Source organism: Paenibacillus baimaensis (assembly GCF_025567575.1).
Genome location: NZ_JAOQIO010000055.1, coordinates 24355 through 48514 on the forward strand (window position 1 = coordinate 24355; position 24160 = coordinate 48514).

Annotated in this window: 21 protein-coding genes; 5 read left to right on the forward strand and 16 right to left on the reverse strand. The window is 46.9% G+C overall.

Features of this window, described 5'->3' with window-relative positions:
* The first annotated feature begins 13 nt into the window (after positions 1–13).
* Both OB236_RS15515 and OB236_RS15520 read left to right on the forward strand, forming a co-directional pair.
* Entirely contained in the window at positions 14–2239 is a 2226-nt protein-coding gene (locus tag OB236_RS15515) for a ribonucleoside-diphosphate reductase subunit alpha (protein WP_262684808.1), read from the forward strand.
* Positions 2240–2670: 431 nt separating this feature from the next.
* Positions 2671–3708 (forward strand): ribonucleotide-diphosphate reductase subunit beta, encoded by a 1038-nt coding sequence (locus OB236_RS15520; RefSeq protein ID WP_076233401.1) that lies wholly within the window; start codon positions 2671–2673, stop codon positions 3706–3708.
* A gap of 137 nt (positions 3709–3845) precedes the next feature.
* Here OB236_RS15520 and OB236_RS15525 read toward each other — a convergent pair whose 3' ends face one another.
* The 4 genes from OB236_RS15525 to OB236_RS15540 all read right to left on the reverse strand — a co-directional run bounded on the left by OB236_RS15525 (position 3846) and on the right by OB236_RS15540 (position 7913).
* On the reverse strand, positions 3846–4664 hold the full coding sequence (locus OB236_RS15525) for an ABC transporter ATP-binding protein (protein ID WP_262684810.1): 819 nt from the start codon (positions 4662–4664) through the stop codon (positions 3846–3848).
* Positions 4665–4722: 58 nt separating this feature from the next.
* The gene (locus OB236_RS15530; RefSeq protein WP_262684811.1) at positions 4723–5769 is read right to left on the reverse strand and encodes a FecCD family ABC transporter permease; all 1047 of its coding nucleotides are present in this window, start codon (positions 5767–5769) and stop codon (positions 4723–4725) included.
* The gene (locus OB236_RS15535) at positions 5766–6770 is read right to left on the reverse strand and encodes a FecCD family ABC transporter permease (RefSeq protein WP_262684812.1); all 1005 of its coding nucleotides are present in this window, start codon (positions 6768–6770) and stop codon (positions 5766–5768) included. The genes OB236_RS15530 and OB236_RS15535 overlap by 4 nt, the downstream gene beginning before the upstream one ends.
* Before the next feature lie 123 nt (positions 6771–6893).
* The gene (locus OB236_RS15540; protein WP_262684813.1) at positions 6894–7913 is read right to left on the reverse strand and encodes an ABC transporter substrate-binding protein; all 1020 of its coding nucleotides are present in this window, start codon (positions 7911–7913) and stop codon (positions 6894–6896) included.
* Between the two features lie 161 nt (positions 7914–8074).
* Between OB236_RS15540 and OB236_RS15545 the strand changes: the two genes are divergently transcribed.
* Entirely contained in the window at positions 8075–9664 is a 1590-nt protein-coding gene (locus OB236_RS15545) for a helix-turn-helix domain-containing protein (RefSeq protein WP_262684814.1), read from the forward strand.
* A 110-nt stretch (positions 9665–9774) separates the two neighbouring features.
* Here the strand turns inward: OB236_RS15545 and OB236_RS15550 are convergent, their stop codons facing one another.
* Together OB236_RS15550 and OB236_RS15555 are read right to left on the reverse strand one after the other, a co-directional pair.
* A complete protein-coding gene (locus OB236_RS15550; RefSeq protein WP_262684815.1) occupies positions 9775–11511 on the reverse strand; it encodes a diguanylate cyclase in 1737 nt (578 codons plus the stop codon).
* Positions 11512–11547: 36 nt separating this feature from the next.
* Positions 11548–11922 (reverse strand): response regulator, encoded by a 375-nt coding sequence (locus tag OB236_RS15555; RefSeq protein WP_262684816.1) that lies wholly within the window; start codon positions 11920–11922, stop codon positions 11548–11550.
* A 215-nt stretch (positions 11923–12137) separates the two neighbouring features.
* Here OB236_RS15555 and OB236_RS15560 point away from each other — a divergent pair, with 215 nt between their 5' ends.
* Positions 12138–12521 (forward strand): hypothetical protein, encoded by a 384-nt coding sequence (locus tag OB236_RS15560; protein ID WP_076233394.1) that lies wholly within the window; start codon positions 12138–12140, stop codon positions 12519–12521.
* A gap of 44 nt (positions 12522–12565) precedes the next feature.
* On the opposite strand, the gene OB236_RS15565 is transcribed toward OB236_RS15560, so the two are convergent.
* The 7 genes from OB236_RS15565 to OB236_RS15595 all read right to left on the reverse strand — a co-directional run bounded on the left by OB236_RS15565 (position 12566) and on the right by OB236_RS15595 (position 20347).
* Positions 12566–13333, reverse strand: a complete 768-nt coding sequence (locus OB236_RS15565) for a LamB/YcsF family protein (protein ID WP_262684817.1) — start codon at positions 13331–13333, stop codon at positions 12566–12568.
* A gap of 147 nt (positions 13334–13480) precedes the next feature.
* Positions 13481–13768 carry a CD3324 family protein gene (locus OB236_RS15570; RefSeq protein WP_076233392.1) on the reverse strand — a complete coding sequence of 96 codons (288 nt, stop codon included), beginning with the start codon at positions 13766–13768 and terminating at the stop codon, positions 13481–13483.
* Between the two features lie 562 nt (positions 13769–14330).
* Positions 14331–15119: an alpha/beta hydrolase gene (locus tag OB236_RS15575; RefSeq protein WP_262684818.1), complete on the reverse strand. Its 789-nt coding sequence runs from the start codon at positions 15117–15119 to the stop codon at positions 14331–14333.
* 121 nt (positions 15120–15240) lie between these two features.
* Positions 15241–16359, reverse strand: a complete 1119-nt coding sequence (gene hisC, locus OB236_RS15580) for a histidinol-phosphate transaminase (RefSeq protein ID WP_262684819.1) — start codon at positions 16357–16359, stop codon at positions 15241–15243.
* Between the two features lie 68 nt (positions 16360–16427).
* A complete protein-coding gene (locus OB236_RS15585) occupies positions 16428–17657 on the reverse strand; it encodes an MFS transporter (RefSeq protein ID WP_262684820.1) in 1230 nt (409 codons plus the stop codon).
* 187 nt (positions 17658–17844) lie between these two features.
* Positions 17845–18669: an eCIS core domain-containing protein gene (locus OB236_RS15590; protein WP_262684821.1), complete on the reverse strand. Its 825-nt coding sequence runs from the start codon at positions 18667–18669 to the stop codon at positions 17845–17847.
* Positions 18670–18757: 88 nt separating this feature from the next.
* Positions 18758–20347, reverse strand: coding sequence for a bifunctional metallophosphatase/5'-nucleotidase (locus OB236_RS15595; protein WP_262684822.1), 1590 nt, complete (start codon positions 20345–20347; stop codon positions 18758–18760).
* A gap of 279 nt (positions 20348–20626) precedes the next feature.
* On the opposite strand from OB236_RS15595, the gene OB236_RS15600 reads away from it, so the two are divergent.
* The gene (locus OB236_RS15600) at positions 20627–21619 is read left to right on the forward strand and encodes a phosphate/phosphite/phosphonate ABC transporter substrate-binding protein (RefSeq protein ID WP_262684823.1); all 993 of its coding nucleotides are present in this window, start codon (positions 20627–20629) and stop codon (positions 21617–21619) included.
* Between the two features lie 74 nt (positions 21620–21693).
* Here the strand turns inward: OB236_RS15600 and phnE (OB236_RS15605) are convergent, their stop codons facing one another.
* From phnE (OB236_RS15605) to phnC, 3 genes are read right to left on the reverse strand one after another with little or no spacing between them, the layout of a single operon-like run.
* Entirely contained in the window at positions 21694–22491 is a 798-nt protein-coding gene (gene phnE, locus OB236_RS15605; RefSeq protein WP_076233387.1) for a phosphonate ABC transporter, permease protein PhnE, read from the reverse strand.
* A complete protein-coding gene (phnE, locus tag OB236_RS15610) occupies positions 22488–23282 on the reverse strand; it encodes a phosphonate ABC transporter, permease protein PhnE (protein ID WP_076233386.1) in 795 nt (264 codons plus the stop codon). The genes phnE (OB236_RS15605) and phnE (OB236_RS15610) overlap by 4 nt, the downstream gene beginning before the upstream one ends.
* The gene (phnC, locus tag OB236_RS15615; protein ID WP_076233385.1) at positions 23282–24052 is read right to left on the reverse strand and encodes a phosphonate ABC transporter ATP-binding protein; all 771 of its coding nucleotides are present in this window, start codon (positions 24050–24052) and stop codon (positions 23282–23284) included. Before phnC ends, phnE (OB236_RS15610) begins: the two co-directional genes overlap by 1 nt.
* Positions 24053–24160: the final 108 nt, after the last annotated feature.

The window sequence follows — 24160 nt, forward strand, 5'->3', positions numbered from 1 at the left end:
AGTAGATAGCACGATGATTATTGTCAAAAGAGATGGCACCAAAGAAGAACTGGTATTTTCCAAAATGAAAAAGGTTATCGATTTCGCCAGTGAAACGTATCCGGATTGCGATCCGCTAGAGCTGGAAACCGCTTTGCTGCCTCTGTTCCGCAATGGAATCACCACCCAAGAAATTCAACGACTGTTGATTCAAGTTGCTGTGGAAAAAACAAGCGTGGAGCAGCCGACCTGGCAGTATGTTGCCGCCAAGCTGCTTGCTTATGATTTATATAAAGAAGCTCGTCTTAACCGCAAGTATGGACATTTCGGCTATGGCGATTTGTACTCGCTGATTACATATTTAACCGACATGGGCTTGTATGGCAAATACATTCTCGAGCATTACTCCCGTGAAGAAATTCAAGAGCTTGGAACATATATCAAGCCTGAACGCGATTATTTGTTAAATTATATCGGACTCAAAACATTGGCAGACCGTTACCTCATTCGCGGCCTTGACAAGGAAGTACTGGAGCTGCCACAGGAGCTGTTCATGGGAGTTGCGATGCATCTGGCCATGAAAGAAACGGACAAGCTCAAATGGGCAAAGCAGTTCTACGATGTGCTGAGCAAGCTCGAAATGACGGTTGCAACACCAACACTCGCTAATGCGAGGAAGCCGCTTCACCAGTTGTCCAGCTGCTTTATTGACACGGTGCCGGACAATCTGTGGGGAATTTACAACGTGGATCAAAGCTTCGCACAGGTGTCCAAGCATGGCGGCGGCATGGGTATCTATGTTGGTAAAGTCCGCAGCAAGGGCTCCAATATCCGCGGATACAAGGGCGTCGCTGGCGGCGTTATTCCATGGATCAAAAACTACAATAACACCGCTATTGCAGTTGACCAGTTAGGCGTACGCTCCGGTGCTGTCGCCGTCTACCTTGACGTATGGCACAAGGACGTTCTGGACTTCCTGAACCTGAAAACCAACAACGGCGACGATCGGATGAAAGCACATGATATTTTCCCTGGCATTTGTATTCCTGATCTGTTCATGAAAACCGTTCAGGAACGTGGTAATTGGTACTTGCTGGATCCTCACGAGGTTCGTAAGGTCAAGGGTTACTCCATTGAAGACAGCTGGGGTGAAGAATGGGAGCGTCGTTACCAGGAGTGCGTCAACGATGATAAAATTTCCAAGGACGAAATTCCGGCAATCGATATCATGAAGCGTATTTTGACCAGCGCATTCGAAACTGGCACACCGTTCCTGTTCTTCCGTGATACCGTTAACCGCGCCAACCCGAACAAGCATGCCGGCATGATCTACTGCTCCAATCTGTGCACCGAAATTTGCCAGAACATGAGCCCGACCGAATTGCTGCAAACCCAGCATGAGGATGGCATCATAACCAATCAAGTCAAAAGCGGAGATTTCGTTGTATGTAACCTGTCTTCTCTTAACCTGGGCCGTGCGTACACAAAGGAAGATATCGAGCGTGTCGTGACTACCCAAATGCGGATGATGGACAATGTTATCGACTTGAATTACTACCCGATCCCGCAAGCAGAAATTACAAACAAAAAATACCGTGCTGTCGGTCTCGGCTCGAGCGGCTATCACCAAATGCTCGCTCAGCTCAAAATCCAGTGGGAATCCGATGATCACGTCGCCAAAGCGGATGAGGTTTATGAATGGATGAACTATTACGCTGTCAAAGCCTCCATGGAAATCGCCAAGGAAAAAGGCGCCTTCAAAGCATTCGAAGGCAGTGAATGGCAAACTGGCGCTTACTTCGATTCCCGCGGCTACAACAGTCCTGAATGGCTGGAGCTGAAGGAACATGTTGCCCAATACGGCGTACGTAACGGCTGGATGTTCGCTATCGCACCAACAGCGTCTACATCTTTGATCGCCGGTTCCACTGCAGGTATCGACCCGATCTTCAATAAATTTTTCGTTGAAGAGAAAAAGAACGCCGTTATCCCACAAACGGCACCTAACCTTAACGCCGAAACCATGTGGTATTACAAAGAAGCCCACTTGATCGATCAGCTGTGGAGCATCAAAGCCGCTGGCGTTCGTCAGCGCCATATTGATCAGGCGCAGTCGTTCAATCTCTACATCACTCCTGAGCTATCCGCGAAGGAATTCCTGGAGCTGTATATGGCCGCCTGGGAAAACGGCCTGAAAACCGTTTACTACGTCCGCAACAAAAGCTTGGAAGTCGAAGATTGCGTAAGTTGCTCCGCTTAAAAATAATAGTAATCAGCAGCAATTGGGATATCTTATAGGTATGTCTTGATCTTGCAGCAGCGAAGCGAACTGCTTGCTCTTCGCTCTTGATCTCGCAGCAGCGAAGCGAACTGCTCAGCCCTTGACTTTAAGCCTTAAGCTTGTCATCTCGTATCTCTTGACCTGCACCAACCGTAGAGCGTGTATCCCCAAAGGGGTACGGAAAGCGAGGATACCACCAACCTTACCGCTCCAACCATCACAGCACTACAGTTAAGCGTGTGACCCGCAGGTGAGACTTGGACTCTGGCGCAAGACAGAGCCTAAGTCCCACCTGCGGGTCACGAACGCGAGTATAACACACAATAGAAACTCTCCCGTCAGAGGGGGTCCAGGGGGCAGCGCCCCTTGGGGTCCCCCTCCCAGGGGGATTTAGGGGGTAGGCATCCACTTTGGATCTCAAAAAAAAGAAACTTTTCAACGAACACGGCGACCGTGATTGGGGCAAGCGCCGAATGATTGGCGGCAATACCACGAACCTGATCGAGCTCAACAATGTTAAATACGATTGGGCTACGAAGATGTACCGCAACATGATGAATAACTTTTGGATTCCCGAGGAAATCCCTTTGGCCCAGGACGCCAAGGACTATAAATTCCTTTCACCGCATGAGCGCCAAGGATATGATAAGATCATCAGCTTCCTGATTTTCCTGGACTCCCTGCAAACCTCCAATTTGCCTAACATTAATGAGTACATCACCGCTCCAGAGGTTAATTTGTGCCTAACCGTTCAGACCTTCCAGGAGGCGGTACATAGCCAAAGCTACTCCTACATCTTGGACAGCGTTTGCTCGGCAGAGGTTCGCGATGATATTTACAACCAGTGGCGGGAAGACAAGCATTTATTGCGCCGTAATCGTTTTATCACCGACCTGTATGAGAAGTTTATCGACGATTCTTCAACAGTGAACTTGCTGCGCGCAATCATGGCTAACTATATTTTGGAGGGCATCTATTTTTACAGCGGCTTCAGCTTCTTCTATTCGCTGGGGCGTCAAGGTAAAATGCTCGGTACCGTATCCGAAATCAAATATATTCAACGTGATGAGTTAACCCATTTGGCTTTGTTCCAGAACATTTTCCGGGAAATCCGCAAGGAAAATCCAGAAATCTTCACGAACGAATTGATTGAGGATTTGCGTCAAATGATGAAAACCGCCGTTGAGCACGAAATCGAATGGGGTCAATATATTACTAATGATATGATGAATGGTCTGAGCAATGAGATTATTGATCAATATATCAAATATTTATCCAATGAGCGCCTGAAGATGCTCGGACTGGAAATCCTTTATCCTGAGGTTGTTGAGCATCCGATGAAATGGGTCGAAAACTTCAGCAATATGAACAGCATGAAGACCGACTTCTTCGAGCAAAAGGTAACCAATTACAGCAAATCTTCCAGCCTGAACTGGGATGATTTGTAAGAAAACTACGAAACTCCTCCTAAATAGAACAGAAAACCTAACAAAAAGACCCGCGCGGCCAACGATGGCTGTCACGGGTCTTTTTGTTATCTTGATGGATCTTTTCTTCGGTCTCGTACAATATCATTTAACTCCTTTTAAGTTCTTTCTCCTTCCCCTGGTAAGAACACATATCTGCCTTTTCCATGTGGAATACATACCGGTGTTCCAAAGAGCAGATCGCGTCCGATTTCGCACTCCATTCGGAATACATCACGAATCATTGCCTTGGTCACAATGTCCTCTGGGAACCCCTGTGAATGAATTCCCTGATTGTGAACGGCGATCATATGATGGGCATAGCGGCAAGCAAGGTTCAGATCATGCAATACCATCACAATGGTCCTCTGCTCATGCTGATTCAAATCGTACAATAAATCCAGAATCTCAACCTGATGAGACAAATCGAGATACGTGGTCGGCTCATCCAGCAGCAGTGTTTCCGTATCCTGGGCGAGCGTCATCGCAATCCAGGCACGCTGCCGTTGTCCTCCCGAGAGTGAATCGACAGCTCGTTCTGCTAATGACTCCAGATGTGTCGATATAAGGGCAGCGCGAACCTTGCGCTCATCCTCTTCAGACCATTGCTCGAATATACCCTGATAAGGATAACGGCCTAACTTAACGAGCTGAAGGACTGTTAATCCTTCTGGTAGCACGGGCCCTTGTGGCAGTACCGCCATTTGGCGGGCAACTTCCTTGGTAGAAATGCGCGCAATATCATGACCATTCAAGAGAACAGAACCGTGATTGGGTTTAAGCAAACGGGCAAAGGAACGCAGCAGGGTCGACTTTCCACAACCATTACTGCCGATGAGTACAGTTATTTTCCCTTTAGGAATATGTAAATCCAAATGCTCAATAATCTTCGTATCCCCATAGGATAAAGACAGGCTTTGAGCCGATAATATGTTCAATTTGCTGAGACCTCCTATAAGTTTTGCGCAGCAAAACTAGCTCCGTAAGCGTAATCTTTTAATTTTTTTTCGCTTTTATCAACAAATAGAGGAACACAGGAGCTCCGAGCACTGCGGTAAATACACCAGCCGGGATATCTCGAGGCGGCAGCACCATGCGGCCAATCAGGTCGGCAGTGACCAATATAATAGCTCCGACAATCGCCGAGCACAACAGCAGCGCACCATGTGAGCCTCCAACCAATCTGCGTGAAATGTGGGGTGCCATTAGCCCGACGAAGCCGATGCCCCCAACAAAGGCGACAGCCGACCCCGCCAGTGCAGCTGCGGTTGCAATCAACCCCAGACGCTGAAGCTGAATGCGCGCACCCAATGTAACAGGCAGCTCATCACCGAGTACTTGAATATTCAATCGACGAACAAGCAGAATCAAGATCGGAATACAAACGAGCAGCCATGGCGTAAACTGATGAATTTCTTTCCAACTGGCTCCATATATAGTGCCGATAATCCAAATATGCGCTTTACTCGCTACAATAATCGTACTAAATATGATGAACAACGTTTTAAAAGCCTCGAGCAGCGCGGATACTCCCATCCCTACAAGAATCATTCGCAGCGGAGAAACACCTTTCTTCCAGGCAGCAAAATAAATAAAGCCCGCTACCCCAGCAGCACCTGCAAAAGCAAAAACAGGCATCCAGGCAATACTCAAACTTTGGTTAAATAACGCCAGGTACAGCACAGCCATCATAGCAGCACCACTCGTCACTCCGATGATGTCTGGAGAGGCAAGCGGATTTCGGATCACACCCTGTAGAATCGTGCCCGATAAAGCCAAGGCCATGCCGGCAAGGCAAGCGAGCAGCACGCGCGGTATTCGGAAATTCCAGATCACGTTCGCTTCCATCGATTTACTTACGTTTTCATCGAATAGAACCTGAAGCGTGCGCATTGGCGATATGTAGAGAGTACCAACACCGATGCTGACCAAAGCAAGCACAACGAGTAGTAACAGGAGCCCAAGCAGCGTCCAGCCCGCCTTCTTTTCGAATAAAATGGAAATCCGCAATCTGCTGAAGCGAATCGTCTTGTAACGGTTCATGACTTCAACAGCTCCTTTCTTGCCAAATAGATGAAAAAGGGCGCGCCGACAATAGCCGTCATAACCCCGACGGGAACCTCTTTGGGAAATGCAACAAAGCGGGCACTTATATCTGCCGTCACCAGCAGGATCGCACCAAATAAACCACAATAAGGAATCACCCATCGATAGTCTCTTCCAACCACACCGCGTACGATATGTGGGATAACAAGACCAACGAAGCCGATAGGGCCTGCAATAGACACGGATCCTCCTGCCAGCAGCACCACAATGAGCAGGGAAATCATTTTCAATCTGAATGTGTTTTGCCCCAAACCTTTGGCTACATCCTCACCCACCGATATCACATTCATGGCCTTGCCTAAAAGCAGTGCACTACCAAGTCCGATAACAAAAAAAGGCAGCACAGGCCTTATATGTTCGATTTTGCGTCCATCGACTGAACCTGCCAGCCAAAACAATACACTATCCAGCGTGCTTTCATCTGTCACAAGCACCGAGGCCGTAAAAGAAGCAAATAATGCGGCTATCGTCGCCCCCGCCAAAGTTAGCTTAAGTGGTGTTAACCCTTCTCGCCCAACTGAACTGATCAAATAGACGAATATGGCTGCAACTGCAGCTCCCGCAAAGGAAAACCAGATCATTTCACTTTGTGCAGAAATAGACAGCAGCGCAACCCCAGCTACAATGAAAAAACCTGCACCCGAATTTACCCCGAGGATTCCCGGAGATGCCATCGGATTACGGGTGAGTGCCTGCATCAAGGCTCCTGATATCGCCAGCGCTGAACCGACAAGCACAGCGACAAGCGCCCTTGGCAGACGCAGCTCCCGAATGATAATATGCTCATTCGAACCATCAAAAGCCATATAGGCATGAAATACGGAGGTCCAGCTCGTATTCGTATATCCGTAAACATTGCTAGCCAAAAATAAACCAGCCAAAATGAGCAAACTAAATAAAAAACCGATAACCCTGGACAGCGTATTTCGCAATATCATATCTCAAACCCCTTCGGCAGCCTATATAACATGCGTTGTATCTTGTACCCATTATCCGTCCATAAGCACAAGCAAACCCGCATGTGGAAGTGAATTCCAACATGCAGGGCAGTATGAACAGACTTATTTAATTAAATATTTGGTTAACTCATCCAGCAACAGATTAGCTGAAATGATCCCGCCAGAGGAGTTCCAAATACCGTCATTCACTTTATGGGCATTACCTTTTTTAACGACATCAAGGTTTTTCCATAATGTCTCCTGCTGCCATTCCTTCTCAGCCTTTGTCGTTTCGCCCTTATCATCCTCCAGGGTGAAGTAAAACAGAATATCACCTTCCAAATCGGGTATCCGTTCCTTGCCGATAATATCAGCAAACGTGTCCTTATCCTGAGCGGCTGGACGCTTCAGTCCAATTTTCTGAATAATTCCGCCAGCAAATGTATCCTTATAATAGATGCGAACCTTATCTCCCAAATAGAAACGCACCAACGAGATTTTCGTATTGATCCTGTCACCCAGCTTGGACTGAAGTTCCTTGATCCTCTTTTCGTAATCAGCTATTTTTTGCTCGCCTTCGGCCTTCTTGTTCAGCGCTTCCGAATATACTTTAAAGTTGATCAGCATATCAGAATTGGTACGTTCGGAAAATACAGTTGGCGCAATACTAGACAATTGATCATATATTTTTTCCTGGCGCAGCTTAATACCAATAATAAGATCGGGCTTTAATGCAGCGATAGCTTCCAGATTCGGCTGATTCTCATCACCGACAATTTGCACGCCCTCCAGCTTGCTTTTCAAATGGTCATACATCGGCGCAACACCCCATGCCTTAACCATACCAACTGGCTTAAAGCCGAGCTCAAGCGCAGCCTCCACGGCATCGTTACCAAGCACAACAACCCGCTTTGGAGTGCCTTTGATCTTGGTCTCACCCATTGCATGCTTAACCGTGTATTCCGTTTTGACATCTTCCACAGGTTTGGTGGATGGTGCCGATTGTGCAGCAGCTTGCGCCGGAGCCTTAGGTTCTGCAGCAGGCTGTGTATGGGTTGCTGTACCTCCGCATGCTGACAGAATAAGCGTCACGGTAAGCAGCAATAAGGCTATGATCGAAATTTTGTTTCTTTTTCCAGTCATGCTTGTCTCTCTCCCTTTTACTTTGATAATGATTCTTGTTATCATTGAATAGCATATAGGATGCTGTAATAATCGTCCATGCCCTGTAGTATCCGTTTTGTTACACTATTCTACCTTCAGCATCGATACAAAATGAGAGGTAAGGAAAGGATTTGACGGCTATGCCCTTTCGACCATTACATGCAAGACCCCATACCCTGTACCTGCTCTCATCCATTCGCAGATTCCGGCGACATAACCCTTTCACGATCCCTCTCAGGACTGTTCCCATACCTGTGCTCTGTTTCATTAGCAAAGGAACAGGCGTGGTGCATATCAACGATATGATGCATCGAATCGAACCCCTTCAATTGTTATTCCTGAACCCTGGCATGACGATCGAAGCAACCTTTCACTCCAAGGACATCGAATACTTTATGATAATCATGAATCCGATCACGATTACGAGGCGGAAAAGCCAGTGGCAGGCTGCCAGAAATAGCGAAATCCCCCCGCTGCCTCCTGGTCTCGTATCTATCAGTGATGGCGGACAAGTGTTAGAATGCGTCCAGCAGTTGTATGATTCAAGTCAGTCCAAGGATTGTACAAGCCAAGCGCAGCTCAAGCTCGATTTGCAATTTCAGGAGCTGCTCGGTTTCATCATGCGCAATTCGGACAGTCAGCAGCGTACGTCATCTCTGCATAGTGGAATCGATCACAGCATCGACTATATGAACAAGCATTTTCAAGATAAAATAAGCAGGGAAACTTTATCCAAAATAGCGCAGCTTACGCCGAATGCATTTTGCCGCAGCTTCAAAAAAGTGACAGGTACCTCGCCGACCGATTATTTGAATCGCATACGGATTCAGCAAGCTAAAGAGAAATTAGGTCCTGATTGTTCTGTAAAGGAAGTCGCGGCTGCGGTCGGTTATGGCAGTGAATATTATTTCAGCCGTATTTTTAAAGAAACTGTCGGCCTTTCTCCAAGCCTCTTTATCAAAAGAGAACGACTGCGGGTCGCCACTGCCTCTCGTGTATACTTTCAGGATAACTTGTCCTCTATCGGGATGAACCCCGTCGCATCAGTCGACTGCTACAGGTATCCAGGTATGGATGAAGCCGAATACAATCGACGAATGGCATCTCAGATGGAGCAGCTGCGGCTGGCGAAGCCTGACTTGATTATCGCTGATTATTTTCACACGTCACTCTATGATGCTTTGAAAGAATTCGCCCCGACTGTTATTATTAAGCATCATCTGGATTGGCGAGTCGCTCATATGAACATTGCTGAGCTTGTCGGACGTGAACAAGAAGCCGTTCAAACCTTCAATCAATTGGATGAACGGGTGATGGATGTTCGTCATCTGTTACAGGCATCAACCCTTCAGACCAGTGTCACTATTCTCCAGATTGTGAGTACAAGCATTCGCATTCAAGGTACGGTTCATCACCCTTTGAATGACTTATTATACAAAGCTCTCGGTATGAACCCAGGGGATGCCGTACCGCGTAATAAAATGAGAGAGGAATGCTCGATCGAGGAGCTTCCTGCGCCGCAGACGGATCATCTGTTTATTATCAAGCAGAACCATCATCTGCAGGTTGAGGAGCTGTGGGACCAATTGCAGCAAGCTCACTATTGGGGGTCAATTCGAGCGGTCATCCATCAGCAGGTTCATTTTGTTCAAAACTGGCTGTTAATGAGCTGGACACCCCAGGGAAGGAATCGAATCCTCGACGATATCATCCGTATTCTGGTACGGTAAAACCGCAACAAAACAAGCCGCGTTAACCACACTTGAAGCGTGGTTAACGCGGCTTGTTTATAACATAATTGTTCTGTTTATTTATCGAGTCCTTTGGGCTGAACTTCGCTCTACCCGAGCTCCAGCAGCTGCTTGACCTTGACCTCCAGCTCCACCATGGAAAATGGCTTATGCATATACGTATCAACGCCCAATTGAAGCCCTCTGGTTAAATCTTCCTCGCGGCTGCGTCCCGACAACATCAATATCCGTACTTCTTCCGGCTTGTTAGACTCTTCCTTCATTCGTTCCAGCATTTCGAAGCCGTCCAGCCTTGGCATTAAACCATCCAATATACACAAATCGACCTGCTGACTTTTCAATATCAAATAAGCTTCCTCACCGTCAACTGCCTCAACAAAGCTAACAGGAAGATGCTGCAGCTTGGATACAAGAATAGAACGGAGAATACGATCGTCATCGGCAATTAATATCGTCTTTTTACGTTCCTTGACCGTAACCGTTCCCGTGGTTTCAGCAGCAGACATTCCTTGGGAATAGAGCAGTGCTCCGTTACGCCCATTTTGCTTGGCTGTATACATCGCATCATCGGAGTTTTTGATCCACTCCTCCACTGTCATCCCATTCGACCATTCGCAAATGCCCGCAGAAAAGGTAATATGAAAGGCTTGCCCTTCATTCTGAGCTACAGGCCCACACCGGGCATGCTCCAATATGGATTCCACTACCTTTAACGTTTGTGGCCCCGACATTCCCGGGAAAATAATGACAAACTCTTCTCCCCCGAACCTTGCCAGCACATCGGTCGCTCTTAAGTGATTTTGCAATAAATGCGCCAACCCTTGCAGAACGAGATCGCCAATATGATGTCCATACGTATCATTGATCGATTTGAAGCGATCGATATCGATAAATACGAGAGACATCGGTGACGGATAACGTTCGATGCGTTGAAGCTCAACCTTAACCTGATGGTCAAAATAACGTCGGTTATATACGCCCGTCAAGGGATCACGAAAAGCCATCTGTTCAAAATCCTTGGTCCGCTTCAGCAAACTGTACACACGGGCACTTAATTCTTCATATTGAAATGGTTTCGTAATAAAATCATCCGCACCCAAATAAAAGCAGCGAACTTTGTCATGAATATGATCACGCCCCGAAAGAACAACCAACGAAATCCATTTGAGCGTTGGATCTTCTTTTACAAATTCAAACAGCTCATAGCCAGATTGAGGGTGCATCATTAAATCCAGCAAAATCAGATCATAGGTGAATTCCCTCAGTAATTTTTTTGCTTCTGGTACATCTCTGGCCTCATCAACCCCATAACCTTCAAGCTTAAAGCGACGGACCAAATAGGAACGCAGCACATCGTCATCATCGATGACAAGCAATCTGCTTCCCAAGGCCATCATCGGCGCGCGCTTACTCATCTGCTCCTGCTGCTCATCCAGGTCAAGCTCCTGCTCATAAATATCGATTTCCATCGACAGCTGCTGCATCAAGTCTGTACTCCCCGCAAGCGATGTTTGAAACTCGTTCTTAATCAAATTATCCTGAATGACTAAAAGCTCCAAATCCTGGGCCCACTCCCAACGACGAACGAGTTTTTCGGCAATAGCCCCAATGCGTATAAAACCAAACATCGGTGCGCTTCCCTTAAGCGTGTGGACAAGCCGATACAACTTCAGAGCAATATCCAGGTTCATATCCGCTTCCTGTATCACACTCAGTTCACTGAGTTGAGCCAGCTGCTTGCGTAGTTCTCCTATATATTTTTTCCGGCCTTCCTTCATCAGCTTTTCTTCTCTGCGAATACGTTCCTCAGGTGTCGTTTGCCGCAAAACCTTTCACATCCAGTCACTATTTATATTCTTGAATTAGCTTTCAATTAATTGCTGAACCGTATCTGCCAGCTGCAGCGGGCTGAAGGGCTTGACGATATAAGTGCTCACCCCGGCAGTACGTGCCCGATCACGATCCTTCTCCAGCGCCTTCGCTGTTAATAGAATCACCGGTGACTGCTGATTCGGGTTGTCATGATTGCGAAGCCACTCACAAACCTCTACACCCGTCAGTTCCGGCATCATATAATCGAGAATGATCAGATCATATTTGTTACTTTTTATGTAGTCCAGGGCTTCTTTACCGTCCTCTGCCTCTGTGATATGGTAACCTTCATCAGCAAGAGTTTCCGTTAATAAAAAGCGCAGCGCCATTTCATCATCAGCCAATAAAATGTTATAATTGGACATTAACTTGATTCTCCCTATTTAAGTTAAACTGAACTGACATTAAGCTGTATTATAGCATTGTTTTACATTTATATGTAAAAAATTTGAGTGGTGAAATTATAGGTAATAAGGCTTATTTTTAAGTCATAAGAACTATGTTATTGTATGAAATATGACCTTTATTATTGAAATTATTATTCAGTTAGATCGTTAGAACTACTACAGGAGTTGAACATATGGATAATATTGACTACGTTGTAAAAAAAGTATCTACCTGTATCACATTTGGCCAACCAGTCTCCTCAGGATCGGTTATGAGCCAACGCTTATCGGACCCCCGTATATCGATTTCAGCCTATTATATGTCTATGAAAATGATAAATGAAGCCGAGCATTATTACCATGAGGTTTGGCTAAAAAAGGAAGGTCTCTTCGCGATCACGGAAGCCTGGTATAAAGACTCCAGTGTATCACGCAAGCTTCTCCATGACAACCTTACCTTTGAGCAGCTCAAGGGGCATTTTGGTGAAGAAGAAGCGAACTCTGTCGTGCTGCGAATGACCGAGATTATAAAGAAATCTGAAAGGGATGACTGGCGTCCTCAATCCAGAAGGAGTTAAGCATTCATCTCGCTTCATTCTTTTCGATGCAAGAGCCGTTGCACTCACCCGCGCATTCCAGCAGCGGCCTGGAGTGTAACCCCCTCCTGCACCAAGCGACTGGAAATCAGCTCTGCAAACATCAGGGCATTGGGCGTGTCTCCATGGATACACAGGGTATCCGCCCTCAAGGATATACTTCCCTTGTCAGTAACCACCTTACCTTCCTTAATCAGCCCGATAGCCTGGCTAATCGCTTGCTCTGGTTCTTCTATTACTGCATTCGGTTCAGATCGAGGAGTCAGCGTACCATCAGCACGATATGTACGATCGACAAAAGCCTCCTCAGCGACACGCAGCCCCATCTTCCGGCCTGCCTGGATCAGTTCACTGCCCGCAAGACCGAATAAGATCAATCTCGAATCGATACGATAAACCGCTTCGGCTATCGCCACGGATAATTCGGCGTCTACCGCAGCCATATTGTACAAAGCACCATGCGGCTTCACATGCTGCAGAACAGCACCCTCCGCGAGTACAAATCCCATTAAAGCACCAACCTGGTAAACCACCATCTCATAGGCTTCATCTACAGTGATCTGCAGCTTCCGTCTTCCAAAACCTGCAAGATCGGGCAGTCCTGGATGAGCGCCAATCGCAACTCCATGCTTGAGACAGAGACGAACCGTCCGACGCATGATAGCAGGATCACCCGCATGATAGCCGCAGGCAATATTAGCCGAAGTGATATACTTCATTAGCAGCTCATCACGATCAACCAAGTAAGAACCAAAGCTTTCCCCCATATCACAGTTCAAATCCACACTTGGCATTTTGGCTCTTCCTTTCTTATACACAGCATGCTCGTACATGGCTGTAAAATGAAAAAAAGCCCTTCGGCTTTTTTCATAGTCATCTTTTCAATTGCTTATATGGAGACCGACTGTGAAGCAGCCGCATCAGCTGAGCCTATAATCCAGCTAGTGCTGACGGGCAGTGGCACAGCGCGTTTTGACGATAATTTTACGAATGCTATCTTCAGATAAGTGATAAGTCTGAATGAGCTCCAGAACCGTTGAACCGTTCTCATACAGTCTGTATATCTCATGATTACGACGCTGAATCGTTTGGCGGGTACCGTTATTCTCGCCCCAACCAGCGCGTGTCTGTTCTTTTTTGGGAATGTAGATAATCTCGCCCTGAATGTAATCCTGCAGTTGCTTAAGCAGGCTAGGGGGAAGAAAATCTCTTCCGTTCTTGTAACCCATAGATGAAATCCTCCTTCCGTGCTTTCATTGCAAGCGCCGCCGAGAAAGAGATAAGCATTTTCATCTTCACACCTCCTAAAATTAGAAAAAAAAAACACGATCGCCGTATCGTGCCTGAGAGTCCAACTATGTCATGTTCCATGTCAACGACGTCAGGTAACGGTGGTGGAAAAAATGCTTATTCAGTTCAGCCCTACCTCTTTAATTGCTGTGCCCTCAAACATTGAATGCCACTCCCTTCGTCTTAGTTTTCATGAAACTTTTAATCGCATCTAACAACTGCCTATACAAACAAAATTATACATTATGTACGGTTGAAATGTCCACTCCCGTATCGAATGGAAACATATAAAGGGAGGCTATAAAGCCTCCCCGCCATTATGGCATCTCTGCTTACGCAGAGATCACCTCAGGTTGTAGAATCATTGTTCATGATCACTCCTTTCCTTGGTACGTTAGCGGGCCCGCTACAATATCTATTAACTCATATCAGCACGGTTCGCTCAAGTTAAAGAATAATTATAATTATTTGTTCCTGATTGATCATAAGGATACTTTGTTGTTAGAATCCCTGCTTGGCCAGCCAAATTGCGCAGGCATCCGTCCAGGCACGTACGCCCACCTGCTCTTCAGCCAACCCTAATCCATGACGACCACTCTCATACACATGCAGCTCGAAAGGTACTTTGTGGCGGCTGAGCGCCGAAGCAAACATCAGACTGTTTTCTACTGGAACTGATTGATCATCTGCCGTGTGCCATAAGAAGGTCGGAGGTGTCTGATCGGTTACCTGATTTTCACTCGACAATAGCTCCACAAGCTGTGGATCAGCTGGATCACCCAACAGATTATTGCGCGAGCCTGTATGCGGGTAAGCGATGAAACTGATTACCGGATAACACAATACGAGCAGATCGGGGCGGCAGCCTTCCCGCTCAATAGGGTCCTCGGCATCTGGCCGTCCGCTGTCATGATGCGTCCCGCTGGCAGAAGCCAGATGGCCACCAGCAGAAAAACCGAGAATACCGACACGAGCGGAATCAATATTCCACTCCTTCGCCTTGCTGCGAACGATTCGAATCGCTCGCTGAGCATCGGATAACGGGTTCGGATGCTGGTAAGGAGCTACGCGATAATGTACAACAAATGCGGAAATACCTAGTGAATTGAGCCACAGCGCAATCGGCTCTCCCTCATGATCTGCTCTACGTGCATAACCCCCGCCAGGACATATGACGACCGCAGCCGTTGGTGCTCCTCCCTCCACGAGATAAGGCACCAGCGTTGGTAAATCCTCGGCCTCATTCCCTAATGCATTCGGTGTACCCTGTGGCCAAAGCAAAAGACTCATTTACATATCCTCCTTGTAGTGCGTGTTCAATAGTCCACTTTTCATCAACAAGATGGTTTCATAGGGGACTGTTCGAACAACCTTTTGCTTTGATCATACTATAATACTGAGAACGTTTACACTACTTTTTACTTATTTCCAGCATCGACGCTTGCAGCGCCGTAATCAAAAACTCATTATCCTCTTTGGTCCCCACTGTGATTCTCACATGCTGAGGAAGTCCCCATAACCCGCCATGACGCACAACCACACCTTTGGTTAACAGCAGCTCATAATATCGTTTACTTTCCGGACCAAGCTCTACCAGCACAAAATTGCTCATACTTTTGATAAAAGGCAACCCCAGTGCTGCAAAAGCCGCATACAGCTGCTCTCGGCCGTCACTATTGAGCTGTTGCGATGCCTGCACATGCAAATCATCTGTGATAGCCGCAGCCGCTGCTGCTTGTGCCAACGCATTGACGTTGAAAGGTTCCTTGACCTTGAGAATGTGACCGATGATAGCCTCCGGTGCAGCACCATAGCCGATACGTAGACCAGCCAGACCATAAATTTTGGAAAAGGTTTGCAGGACCACAACCGGATAGCCCTCACGCACATAATCCAAGCCATCTGTATAGTCATCTGCTGTTGCAAAATGGCTATAAGCTGCATCAATTACCACTAGCACTCTTGGAGGCAAGGCTGCAAGCAGCTTTTCCATATCCCGCTTTGGTAAATAGGTGCCTGTCGGATTGTTAGGTGTACATATATAGAGGATCTTCGTTCGCTCCGTTACTGCGGACAGCATCAGCTCGATGTTATATCCATAGTCCTGATTGAGCGGAACAGCGATCACTCCGGCATTCATCAAACGTGCGCCAAATTCGTATTCGGTAAATGACGGACTGGGTACGATGATCTCATCTTCCGGCTCCAGAAAAGCTTCTGAAATGAGCGAAATCAATTCATCCCCACCATTGGTGACTATGATTTGCCCTGATTGTAAATTTAATTTTGCAGCAATGGCAGCATTCACATCTTTGGCATCGGCATCCGGGTAACGATGAATTTCAGCCATGAATTGCTGAACAGCCTGTATACCTTTGGGCGAAGCTCCCAGTGGATTTTCATTGGAAGCAAGCTTCACCACCTTCGTTAGCCCCAGCTCTCGCTGAACCTCCCATATCGGTTTACCTGGTGTATAAGGCTTGATGCTTTGCAGCGCTTGACGCGGCTTAACCTGTGTTTTGATTGACATCCTATCAGCTCCTTACGCTTTATCACTACACTTTGATAATACATTAATGCGTTACTATAGTAAAGTATTTATTTTTCCGTTAATGATCGCAGTCGTCTGAGCGACGGGAATAAATACATCCATAAGCCGGCAACGGCTATAGTCCCAACGCCTCCAATGAATGCAGCTGGAACTGCTCCCATAAACCCGGCCAGCATACCTGACTCGAACTCGCCAAGCTGATTGGACGTCCCAACAAAAAGCGAGTTCACGGCGTTCACTCGGCCCCGCATTTCATCTGGAGTTTGCAGCTGCACGAGAGAAGACCTAATCACGACACTGACCACATCCGAGGCTCCAATGAATACCAAAGCAACCAACGATATCAACAAGTTCGTGGAAAGGGCGAAGAGCATGGTCGCCAATCCAAACACAAAAAGCGCTCCGAACAATGTAGAGCCAAAGGCTTTTTTAAGTGGAAAATAGGCCAACACAATCGACATCACTAATGCACCAACCGCAGGTGCAGTCCGCATAACTCCCAATGCCCAAGGACCAGCATGCAAAATATCCTGCGCAAATATCGGCATAAGCGCTGTAGCTCCGCCAAGCAGGACAGCAAAAAGATCAAGCGATATCGTTCCCAATATTATTGGACGGCGATAGATGAACACCATACCCGAGAAGATAGAACTCATGGAGAGAGGCTCCAATTTTCGGGTAATCCGCTCCATTTGGATCAGGAAGGTGAGGATTCCAGCAACTAATAGCGCTATGGCTGCTGTGACGTAAACAAAAGCAGGACCCACAGAAAAAAGCAATCCACCAAGAGAAGGACCTAGGATCTGAGCCGTTTGACCGGCTGAGGTACTCCATGCGATGGCTTGCTGCAAGATAGCTTTGGGCACCAGCTGCGGTAATAGCGCCGAGGACGAGGGCCCTTCGAAAGCCCGACACGCTCCGATAATCGCCGCAGCCACCAAAATCTGATCACGGCCAAGCCAGCCTGCTAGATTTCCAAGCAGCAGCAGAACAGCTATCGCGGCTTCGATGATCTGACATAAGAAGACGATCTTGCGACGGTCAAAGCGGTCTGCAACGTGCCCGACAACTAAGGTTAGCAGCACCATGGGTACAAACTGGGCCAGACCTACAAAACCAAGACTGAAAGCGTCATGAGTTAAATCATACATCTGCCATCCGATCGCGACGGAGAGCATTTGGAACGAGGTTGAAGATAAAGTTCGCGATATCCAAAATTTCGTGAAAGATGAATGCCTATGTATAGAATCCGGTGATTGAAGCAAAGTGAAGGTCACTTCCTTTTTACAGAATTACAAAATTACAAGATCACTGAATCAGAGCTGGGCTAGCCCGCTAGTCATGGATGACAAAAAACCTCTAAAACCAAAGGTCTTAGAGGCTCCGACACAGCCGAGCTGGTTCTATTGAGCAACAGCCATCAACAGGCTCGTCGGAATTGTAAACCCGTATAACAAGATCGCTTTACAGCTTTCGTCCAAAACTTTCATACGAAACCGTGATATTGGCATCGGCAATCGTTTTGGGGACAACATTGTTTTTCTTCAACAGCTTTTTGACCTGCGTATCATAGTTTACCTGGCCTCTGGGATGAGATTTGGTCGTAGCTACATGCTCCTCGCCATCGTATTGAAACTCCTGCTCAACGCCGCCTGCGTCTGTATAAGATCCGGTAATATTTTTTACATAGATTTCGGTCTGCTGGAGCTGTATGACACCGCCTTCGGTTTTCATCTGGATCGCTTGCTGGCCCATACGGTCTGCTTCCGATTCCAGAGCGGCATCGTCATTAATAGAAACTCCACTCTTCGCCTGCATGGTCGGATTTACACGTCCCTGCTTTTGCTGTACGACATGCCACGCTTCATGCGGCAGATGCTTTTCCTGACCGGGACCCAGATGAATATCAGCGCCCTGTGCGTAGGCTAATGCATTCAGCTCCTGCGGCTTCGACGAGTTATAATGAACCTTTACATCGTCCATTGCCATTCCAGATAAGCTTTCTACACCTTGCTGAAGCTGATCCGGCATACCATTCTTTTCCTTCTCGGATTCCTTTTCCGGAGGATCCACCACGCGTTGAATGGCAGCTCTTGATCGCATCAACTGGGCAACCGCTTTGTTGCCTATCGTTTGTTGTAGCTGCATAATGTCTGCAGGCGATGCTGGCTCATGCAGATGGTTCATGGAACTGTTGGGCTGCCGCCGCTCTTCCAGTTGCTGCTGAGGTTGTGTGAAAGAAGCAGCTCTTCCCGAATTCCGGTTTGCTTTTCTCATAAATGTCGGCATGTTAACCTCCCTTTAAGATCATACAATATCTCTACTTATTCGAGTAACACCCACAAATTTCCTGCTCTACCGAACCACATCCACCAGCTTAATCCCAAATAACTTCCCAATTGCTGTTTAAGGCAGCTTCAATTGTTCCTTTTTCAATAATATAGGAAGCCAGCAGCTCAGCCATGTCCGTCGGAATGTCCTTTACAACGGGCTTGCCATGAAACATCGTATAGTTCCCGCCACCACCAGCCCTGTAATTGTTCATCACTACCTCATATTGACCGTCCATGTCCAAAGGCTGCCCCTGATAGCCCAAGCTCTGCACACGCTCACCTTCCGGCCGCGATATGTTGAGCTTATATGTGATTCCTTCCCACATATCATAATTGTAATGCTGCGGCTTAGGCTCGCTAAAGGCTGTACTGACCTGAACCGGACCACCTTTATATTGGGCAAAATAGGCCGCAGAATGCTCCAGTGCATCCTTAATATCTTGTCCGCTCACTCTCAGCACCTGCAAAGTATTCGGATATATATAGTTGGAAACAATATCCCTCATCGTAATATTTGGCGGGAATCCCGGTGAAATATTGTCGAACAAAGCCGTATTGGAAATCGAGGCTCCTGACAGCTCCATCTGTACCCTGTTGATGAACTCTATCAGAGGATGCTCCTTTAAACGAAGTGCCATGGGGTCAGTGACCCGCATATCACCTAGCAGCTTGCCGATAGGCTGATCCAGCCACTTTTGCGTTAAGGCTTCATTGGGTTGCAATAGCTCGACAATTTCTGCTTGCGGCTGAACGCCCGAAGGAGAGAGCAGCTCGGAGGTGGATTCCAGTATATGCCAACCATTCTCTGTATGCTCCATGTGAAGTTGTACCTTCCCGAGAAACGCCCCCTGGCTGCCCGGTTGCATAATCGTGACTCCACCGAGACGTTTTCCTGCGATCGACCGATGCTGATGTCCGGTGAGCAGCACATCAATCCCCTTCACCTCTTGGCATAACCTATATCCTTGATTTTCTCCCGTTAATGGCTCTGTCGGTTCCCCCGTATCCAGATCACGCTCAAATCCGCCATGGTAAGACACAACGACGATGTCCGCCTTTTTCTCATTTCGTAAATAAGCTACCCACTTCTGTGCAGACTCGACAGCATCATCGAATCGCAGACCCGCAATATGCTCGGCTTTTTCCCAGTTCGGGATGTAAGGGGTCGTCAAGCCAAGTACGGCTACAGTTGGTCCATTGTCGAATTCCTTAAGTATATAAGGCTGTCCGAAGTATGGCTCCCCACTCTCATTATCAACAATATTCGCACTTAGCCATGGGAATTCTGATTCCTTTACCGCTTTATGTAATAGAGGCAGACCATAGTTAAACTCATGATTACCCATGACAGCAGCATCATAATGCAGTTTGTTTAAGGAGCTGATCATCGGGTTAGGAGCAGCAGCATCCAGACGGGCATGGTGATAAGCGAGGGGCGTGCCTTGAATCAAATCTCCGTTATCGATCACAAGGACTGCGTCCTGCAAGGCCCTTTCACTTTCAATTAATGTGGCAATTCGGGCAAAACCAATATCAGCAGACTTATTATTTGCGTATTGAATGGGCAGCATAAAGCCATGAAGATCGCTTGTTTGCAGGATGGTAACCGTCTGCTTTATCGATGAATTAATCAATGGGATGGCTCCTGTCAATTATGGAATGTTGTAGATACAGCTTCTTCTACCTACTATAACAAACAATTCCAAGTTGCTTCAAGGCAGTAGCAGTACTCTACTTATGGTCAATTTTAACCCTATCATTATATGTAATATATAGACATTTTAATACGAGAATAACTGACGTGAATGTAACGTGTTAATCATAAATTCATAAATTATTTACTGCCCTATTGGATATATTATGCTATAGTAGAGGCAGCTTGTATTTTACAATTAACAGGAGGTCAAAAAGACATGTTTAAAAAATTTGCATCCTTAAGCCTGACGCTGGTTCTTACCGCGGGAATCGCAGCAGCTTGTGGACAGACAGCAGCACCGACACCAGCAGCACCTGCTCCTGCGACTCCAGCTCCGGCAGCAACACCTGCTCCTACTCCAGCACCGACAGCTAAAGGGTATGTACCTAAAGAATTAAACGTACAATTCGTACCTTCCCAAAGTGCTGAAACGTTGGAAGCCAAAGCAAAGCCGCTTGAAAAGCTGCTTGGCGATAAGCTCGGTATTCCAGTAAAAGTAACGATCTCCACTAACTATAACACGATCATCGAAGCTATGGCTTCCAAAAAAGTAGATATCGGCTTCTTGCCTCCAACTGGCTACGTGTTGGCTCATGACGATAAAAAAGCGGCTGATTTATTGCTACAAGCCCAACGTTATGGCGTTAATGACGAAACCGGACAAGAAGACAAGTCCAAGCTTGTCGATTCCTACAAATCCATGATCATCGTTAAAAAAGATTCCCCAATCAAAACGATTGAAGATCTGAAAGGTAAAAAAATCGCATGGCAGGATGTAACATCATCCGCAGGTTATATTTATCCAGGTCTTGAATTGAAGAAGAAAAACGTCGACCCTGATAAAGACGTTAAAGGTATCGTCGTAAAAGGGCACGATAAAGGCGTTCTAGCTGTATTGAATGATGAAGTTGACGCAGCGGCTGTGTTCCAGGATGCTCGCTTGAATGTTGTTAAAGATATTCCGGACGTATTTGAAAAAACTCGCGTACTGTTTTTCACAGCTCCGATCCCTAATGATACAATCGCTGTTCGTACGGACATGAGCGATGAATGGCGCAAGAAAATTTCCGATGCTTTCATTGCTATCGGTAAAGACCCACAAGGTCAACAAATCATCTATGAAGTGTATTCCCACCGCGGCTACACAACATCTGATGACAGCAAATTCAATGTTGTTCGTGACGCCAACAAGCAAATGGGCGGCAAATAAGCATTTCAATCCTCAAGCAACAAAAAGACCGTATCCGCAGGAATCCCTGTGAGATACGGTCTTTTTGTTGTCCTTTAAATAATACGTTTACGAATGTAGCCTGAAATCAGATCAATGATCGTAACCATCACGATAACACCTAATAAAATAATGCCGACACGAGACCAACTGCGAGCCTCCAGTGCAAATATAAGCGGAGTCCCGATGCCCCCGGCCCCAATTACACCCAGGATAGCTGCAGAACGGATGTTGATTTCAAAGCGATATAAAGCGAACGAGAGGAAGTCTGGCATAACCTGCGGAATAACGGCAAACCATAACGTTTGCAGCTTGTTAGCACCACATGCAGTCAACGCCTCTGTGGGACCGTGGTCCAAATTTTCAATCGCTTCTGAGTACAGTTTACCGAGCATCCCGATCGAATGCACACCGAGTGCTAATGAACCCGCATAGGAACCGGGTCCAACGGCTTTAATAAAGATAATCGCCATGACAACTTCGGGAAATGTACGGATCGCACTCAGCATAAACTTGCCGCTGCTCGTAGCCCATCTTGCCTTCCCCTTCGCGCTAGCTGCCCAGAAAGCAAACGGTATACAAAGCACTGCCGAAATCACGGTACCCAGTACGGCTATCGCGGCGGTCTCAAGCAGCCCACGAAGTAAATCCTCACCCTCAGGTAAATAAACGAAATTCCAATCCGGATGCAGCAGACCCCTCAGTATTGCCATGGACACCTGGCCTGCTGTCGCTTTAATTCCGCTGAACTCCAGTCCGGAAAAACCCCATACAATTAATATAATTGTCACTAACCAAATTGCCCAGTAGCGAATGCGACGGCCAACACTTGCTTTCATCGTCTCTGGCTTCATAAGAGCTTCTCCCGTAACTTCGTACTCACATAATCAATGATCAACACGACCACAAATATCAGTAATATGATCGTTGAGGCCTGATCATATCTCAGACGATCCAAGGCGCGTTGTAACAGCAATCCGATACCACCGGCTCCTACAAACCCGAGAATGGTAGCAGCACGTACATTAACTTCAAACGTATAGAGTACAAATCCAGCAAACTGCGCGGTTACCTGAGGCAGCACACCGAAGCGAATCCACTGCAGCTTATTCGCGCCAACCGCTGTCATGGCTTCCGGGGGCCCTGGATCAATAGACTCGATAGACTCATAAGTAAGCTTGGAGACAAGCCCAAACGAGAAAAAGGCAAGGGCTATCGTTCCCGCCAATGCGCCATATCCGACGATGGCCGCGAATACGCCCGCATACATCAGGTCAGGAATTGTGCGAACAAAATTCAAAATAAAGCGGGCAGCAGCGCTTAAAACCGGTACACGGGTCACATTGCGAGCCGCCAGGAAAGAAATCGGAATCGCAATTAATGAACCGACAACCGTACCGACAATTGCCATGCGAATCGTTTCCAGCATCGGTTCCCAGCCCGTGGCAAAATAACTCCAATTGGGCGGATACATTTCGACGAACAGCTTGCCCATTTCCGGAATACCTTCTATAAGCTCGGGTATCGAAACATCGGTCTTATACGCACTGGCACCCAGGAGTATAAGAATCATAATAATGGAGAGATTCCTTTTTAAAGATGATGGCTTCTGTAAAGCAGCGTTTTTACCTTTGGATGGCGACATCAGGCGTCTCCCCCCAGCAGCTCATCCTTCTTAATTTCGCGACCATATATTTCGGAGAATCGCTCGTCCGTTGCTTCGGATACCGGACCATCAAAAACGACAGAGCCCGCACGCAAGCCAATAATACGAGTCGCATATTCTCTGGCAAGATCAATAAAGTGAAGGTTGACAATCGTCGTGATCCCCAGATCCTGATTGATTCGTTTTAAATCATCCATAACTTGACGAGTTGTTAACGGATCTAACGATGCTACAGGCTCATCAGCTAATATAATCTTCGCCTCCTGCGCCAACGCGCGGGCAATTGAGACACGCTGCTGCTGGCCACCGGACAGCTCATCGGCACGAGCGTATGCTTTTTCCCGAATATTCACCCGTTCCAATGCTTTTAAAGACAGTTCAATATCGGCCTGTGGGAACAATCCCAGCATCGTCCGCAGCGTAGAATGGTAGCCTACACGACCGGATAACACATTCCGTAATACGGAGACACGCTTCACCAAATTAAAGCTTTGAAAGATCATTCCAATGCCTCGTCGCATGCGCCGAAGCTGTGCACCGCGTGCTGCGGTAATCGAATTTCCATCGATCAATATCTGACCATCGGTTATTTCATGAAGGCGATTCACGGAACGCAGGAGCGTTGACTTGCCCGCCCCCGACAAGCCTACTATAACAACGAATTCTCCCGGCTGAATGGTTAAATTAATGTTATTCAAGCCGACGGTGCCATTGTTATACACTTTGGAAACATTTTGAAATTGGATCATGGGCTCTCCGTTTCTCCTCTCAAGATCAAACAAGCTAATTCGTAATGATTCGACATCAAATACACTTTTCCTCTTCTCATAGCATGATCTACATAAAACCTTTATACA

Excerpts from the sequence above, each read along its gene's own strand:
- OB236_RS15555 (WP_262684816.1), bottom strand. The coding sequence starts at position 11,922 with ATGTCCAATTATAACATTTTATTGGCTGATGATGAAATGGCGCTGCGC.
- OB236_RS15540 (WP_262684813.1), bottom strand. The coding sequence starts at position 7,913 with ATGACTGGAAAAAGAAACAAAATTTCGATCATAGCCTTATTGCTGCTT.
- OB236_RS15570 (WP_076233392.1), bottom strand. The coding sequence starts at position 13,768 with ATGGGTTACAAGAACGGAAGAGATTTTCTTCCCCCTAGCCTGCTTAAG.
- OB236_RS15575 (WP_262684818.1), bottom strand. The coding sequence starts at position 15,119 with ATGAGTCTTTTGCTTTGGCCACAGGGTACACCGAATGCATTAGGGAAT.
- OB236_RS15600 (WP_262684823.1), top strand. The coding sequence starts at position 20,627 with ATGTTTAAAAAATTTGCATCCTTAAGCCTGACGCTGGTTCTTACCGCG.
- OB236_RS15545 (WP_262684814.1), top strand. The coding sequence starts at position 8,075 with ATGCCCTTTCGACCATTACATGCAAGACCCCATACCCTGTACCTGCTC.
- phnC (WP_076233385.1), bottom strand. The coding sequence starts at position 24,052 with ATGATCCAATTTCAAAATGTTTCCAAAGTGTATAACAATGGCACCGTC.
- OB236_RS15565 (WP_262684817.1), bottom strand. The coding sequence starts at position 13,333 with ATGCCAAGTGTGGATTTGAACTGTGATATGGGGGAAAGCTTTGGTTCT.
- OB236_RS15590 (WP_262684821.1), bottom strand. The coding sequence starts at position 18,669 with ATGCCGACATTTATGAGAAAAGCAAACCGGAATTCGGGAAGAGCTGCT.
- OB236_RS15530 (WP_262684811.1), bottom strand. The coding sequence starts at position 5,769 with ATGAACCGTTACAAGACGATTCGCTTCAGCAGATTGCGGATTTCCATT.
- OB236_RS15535 (WP_262684812.1), bottom strand. The coding sequence starts at position 6,770 with ATGATATTGCGAAATACGCTGTCCAGGGTTATCGGTTTTTTATTTAGT.
- phnE (WP_076233387.1), bottom strand. The coding sequence starts at position 22,491 with ATGAAGCCAGAGACGATGAAAGCAAGTGTTGGCCGTCGCATTCGCTAC.
- phnE (WP_076233386.1), bottom strand. The coding sequence starts at position 23,282 with ATGTCGCCATCCAAAGGTAAAAACGCTGCTTTACAGAAGCCATCATCT.
- OB236_RS15560 (WP_076233394.1), top strand. The coding sequence starts at position 12,138 with ATGGATAATATTGACTACGTTGTAAAAAAAGTATCTACCTGTATCACA.
- OB236_RS15515 (WP_262684808.1), top strand. The coding sequence starts at position 14 with ATGATTATTGTCAAAAGAGATGGCACCAAAGAAGAACTGGTATTTTCC.
- hisC (WP_262684819.1), bottom strand. The coding sequence starts at position 16,359 with ATGTCAATCAAAACACAGGTTAAGCCGCGTCAAGCGCTGCAAAGCATC.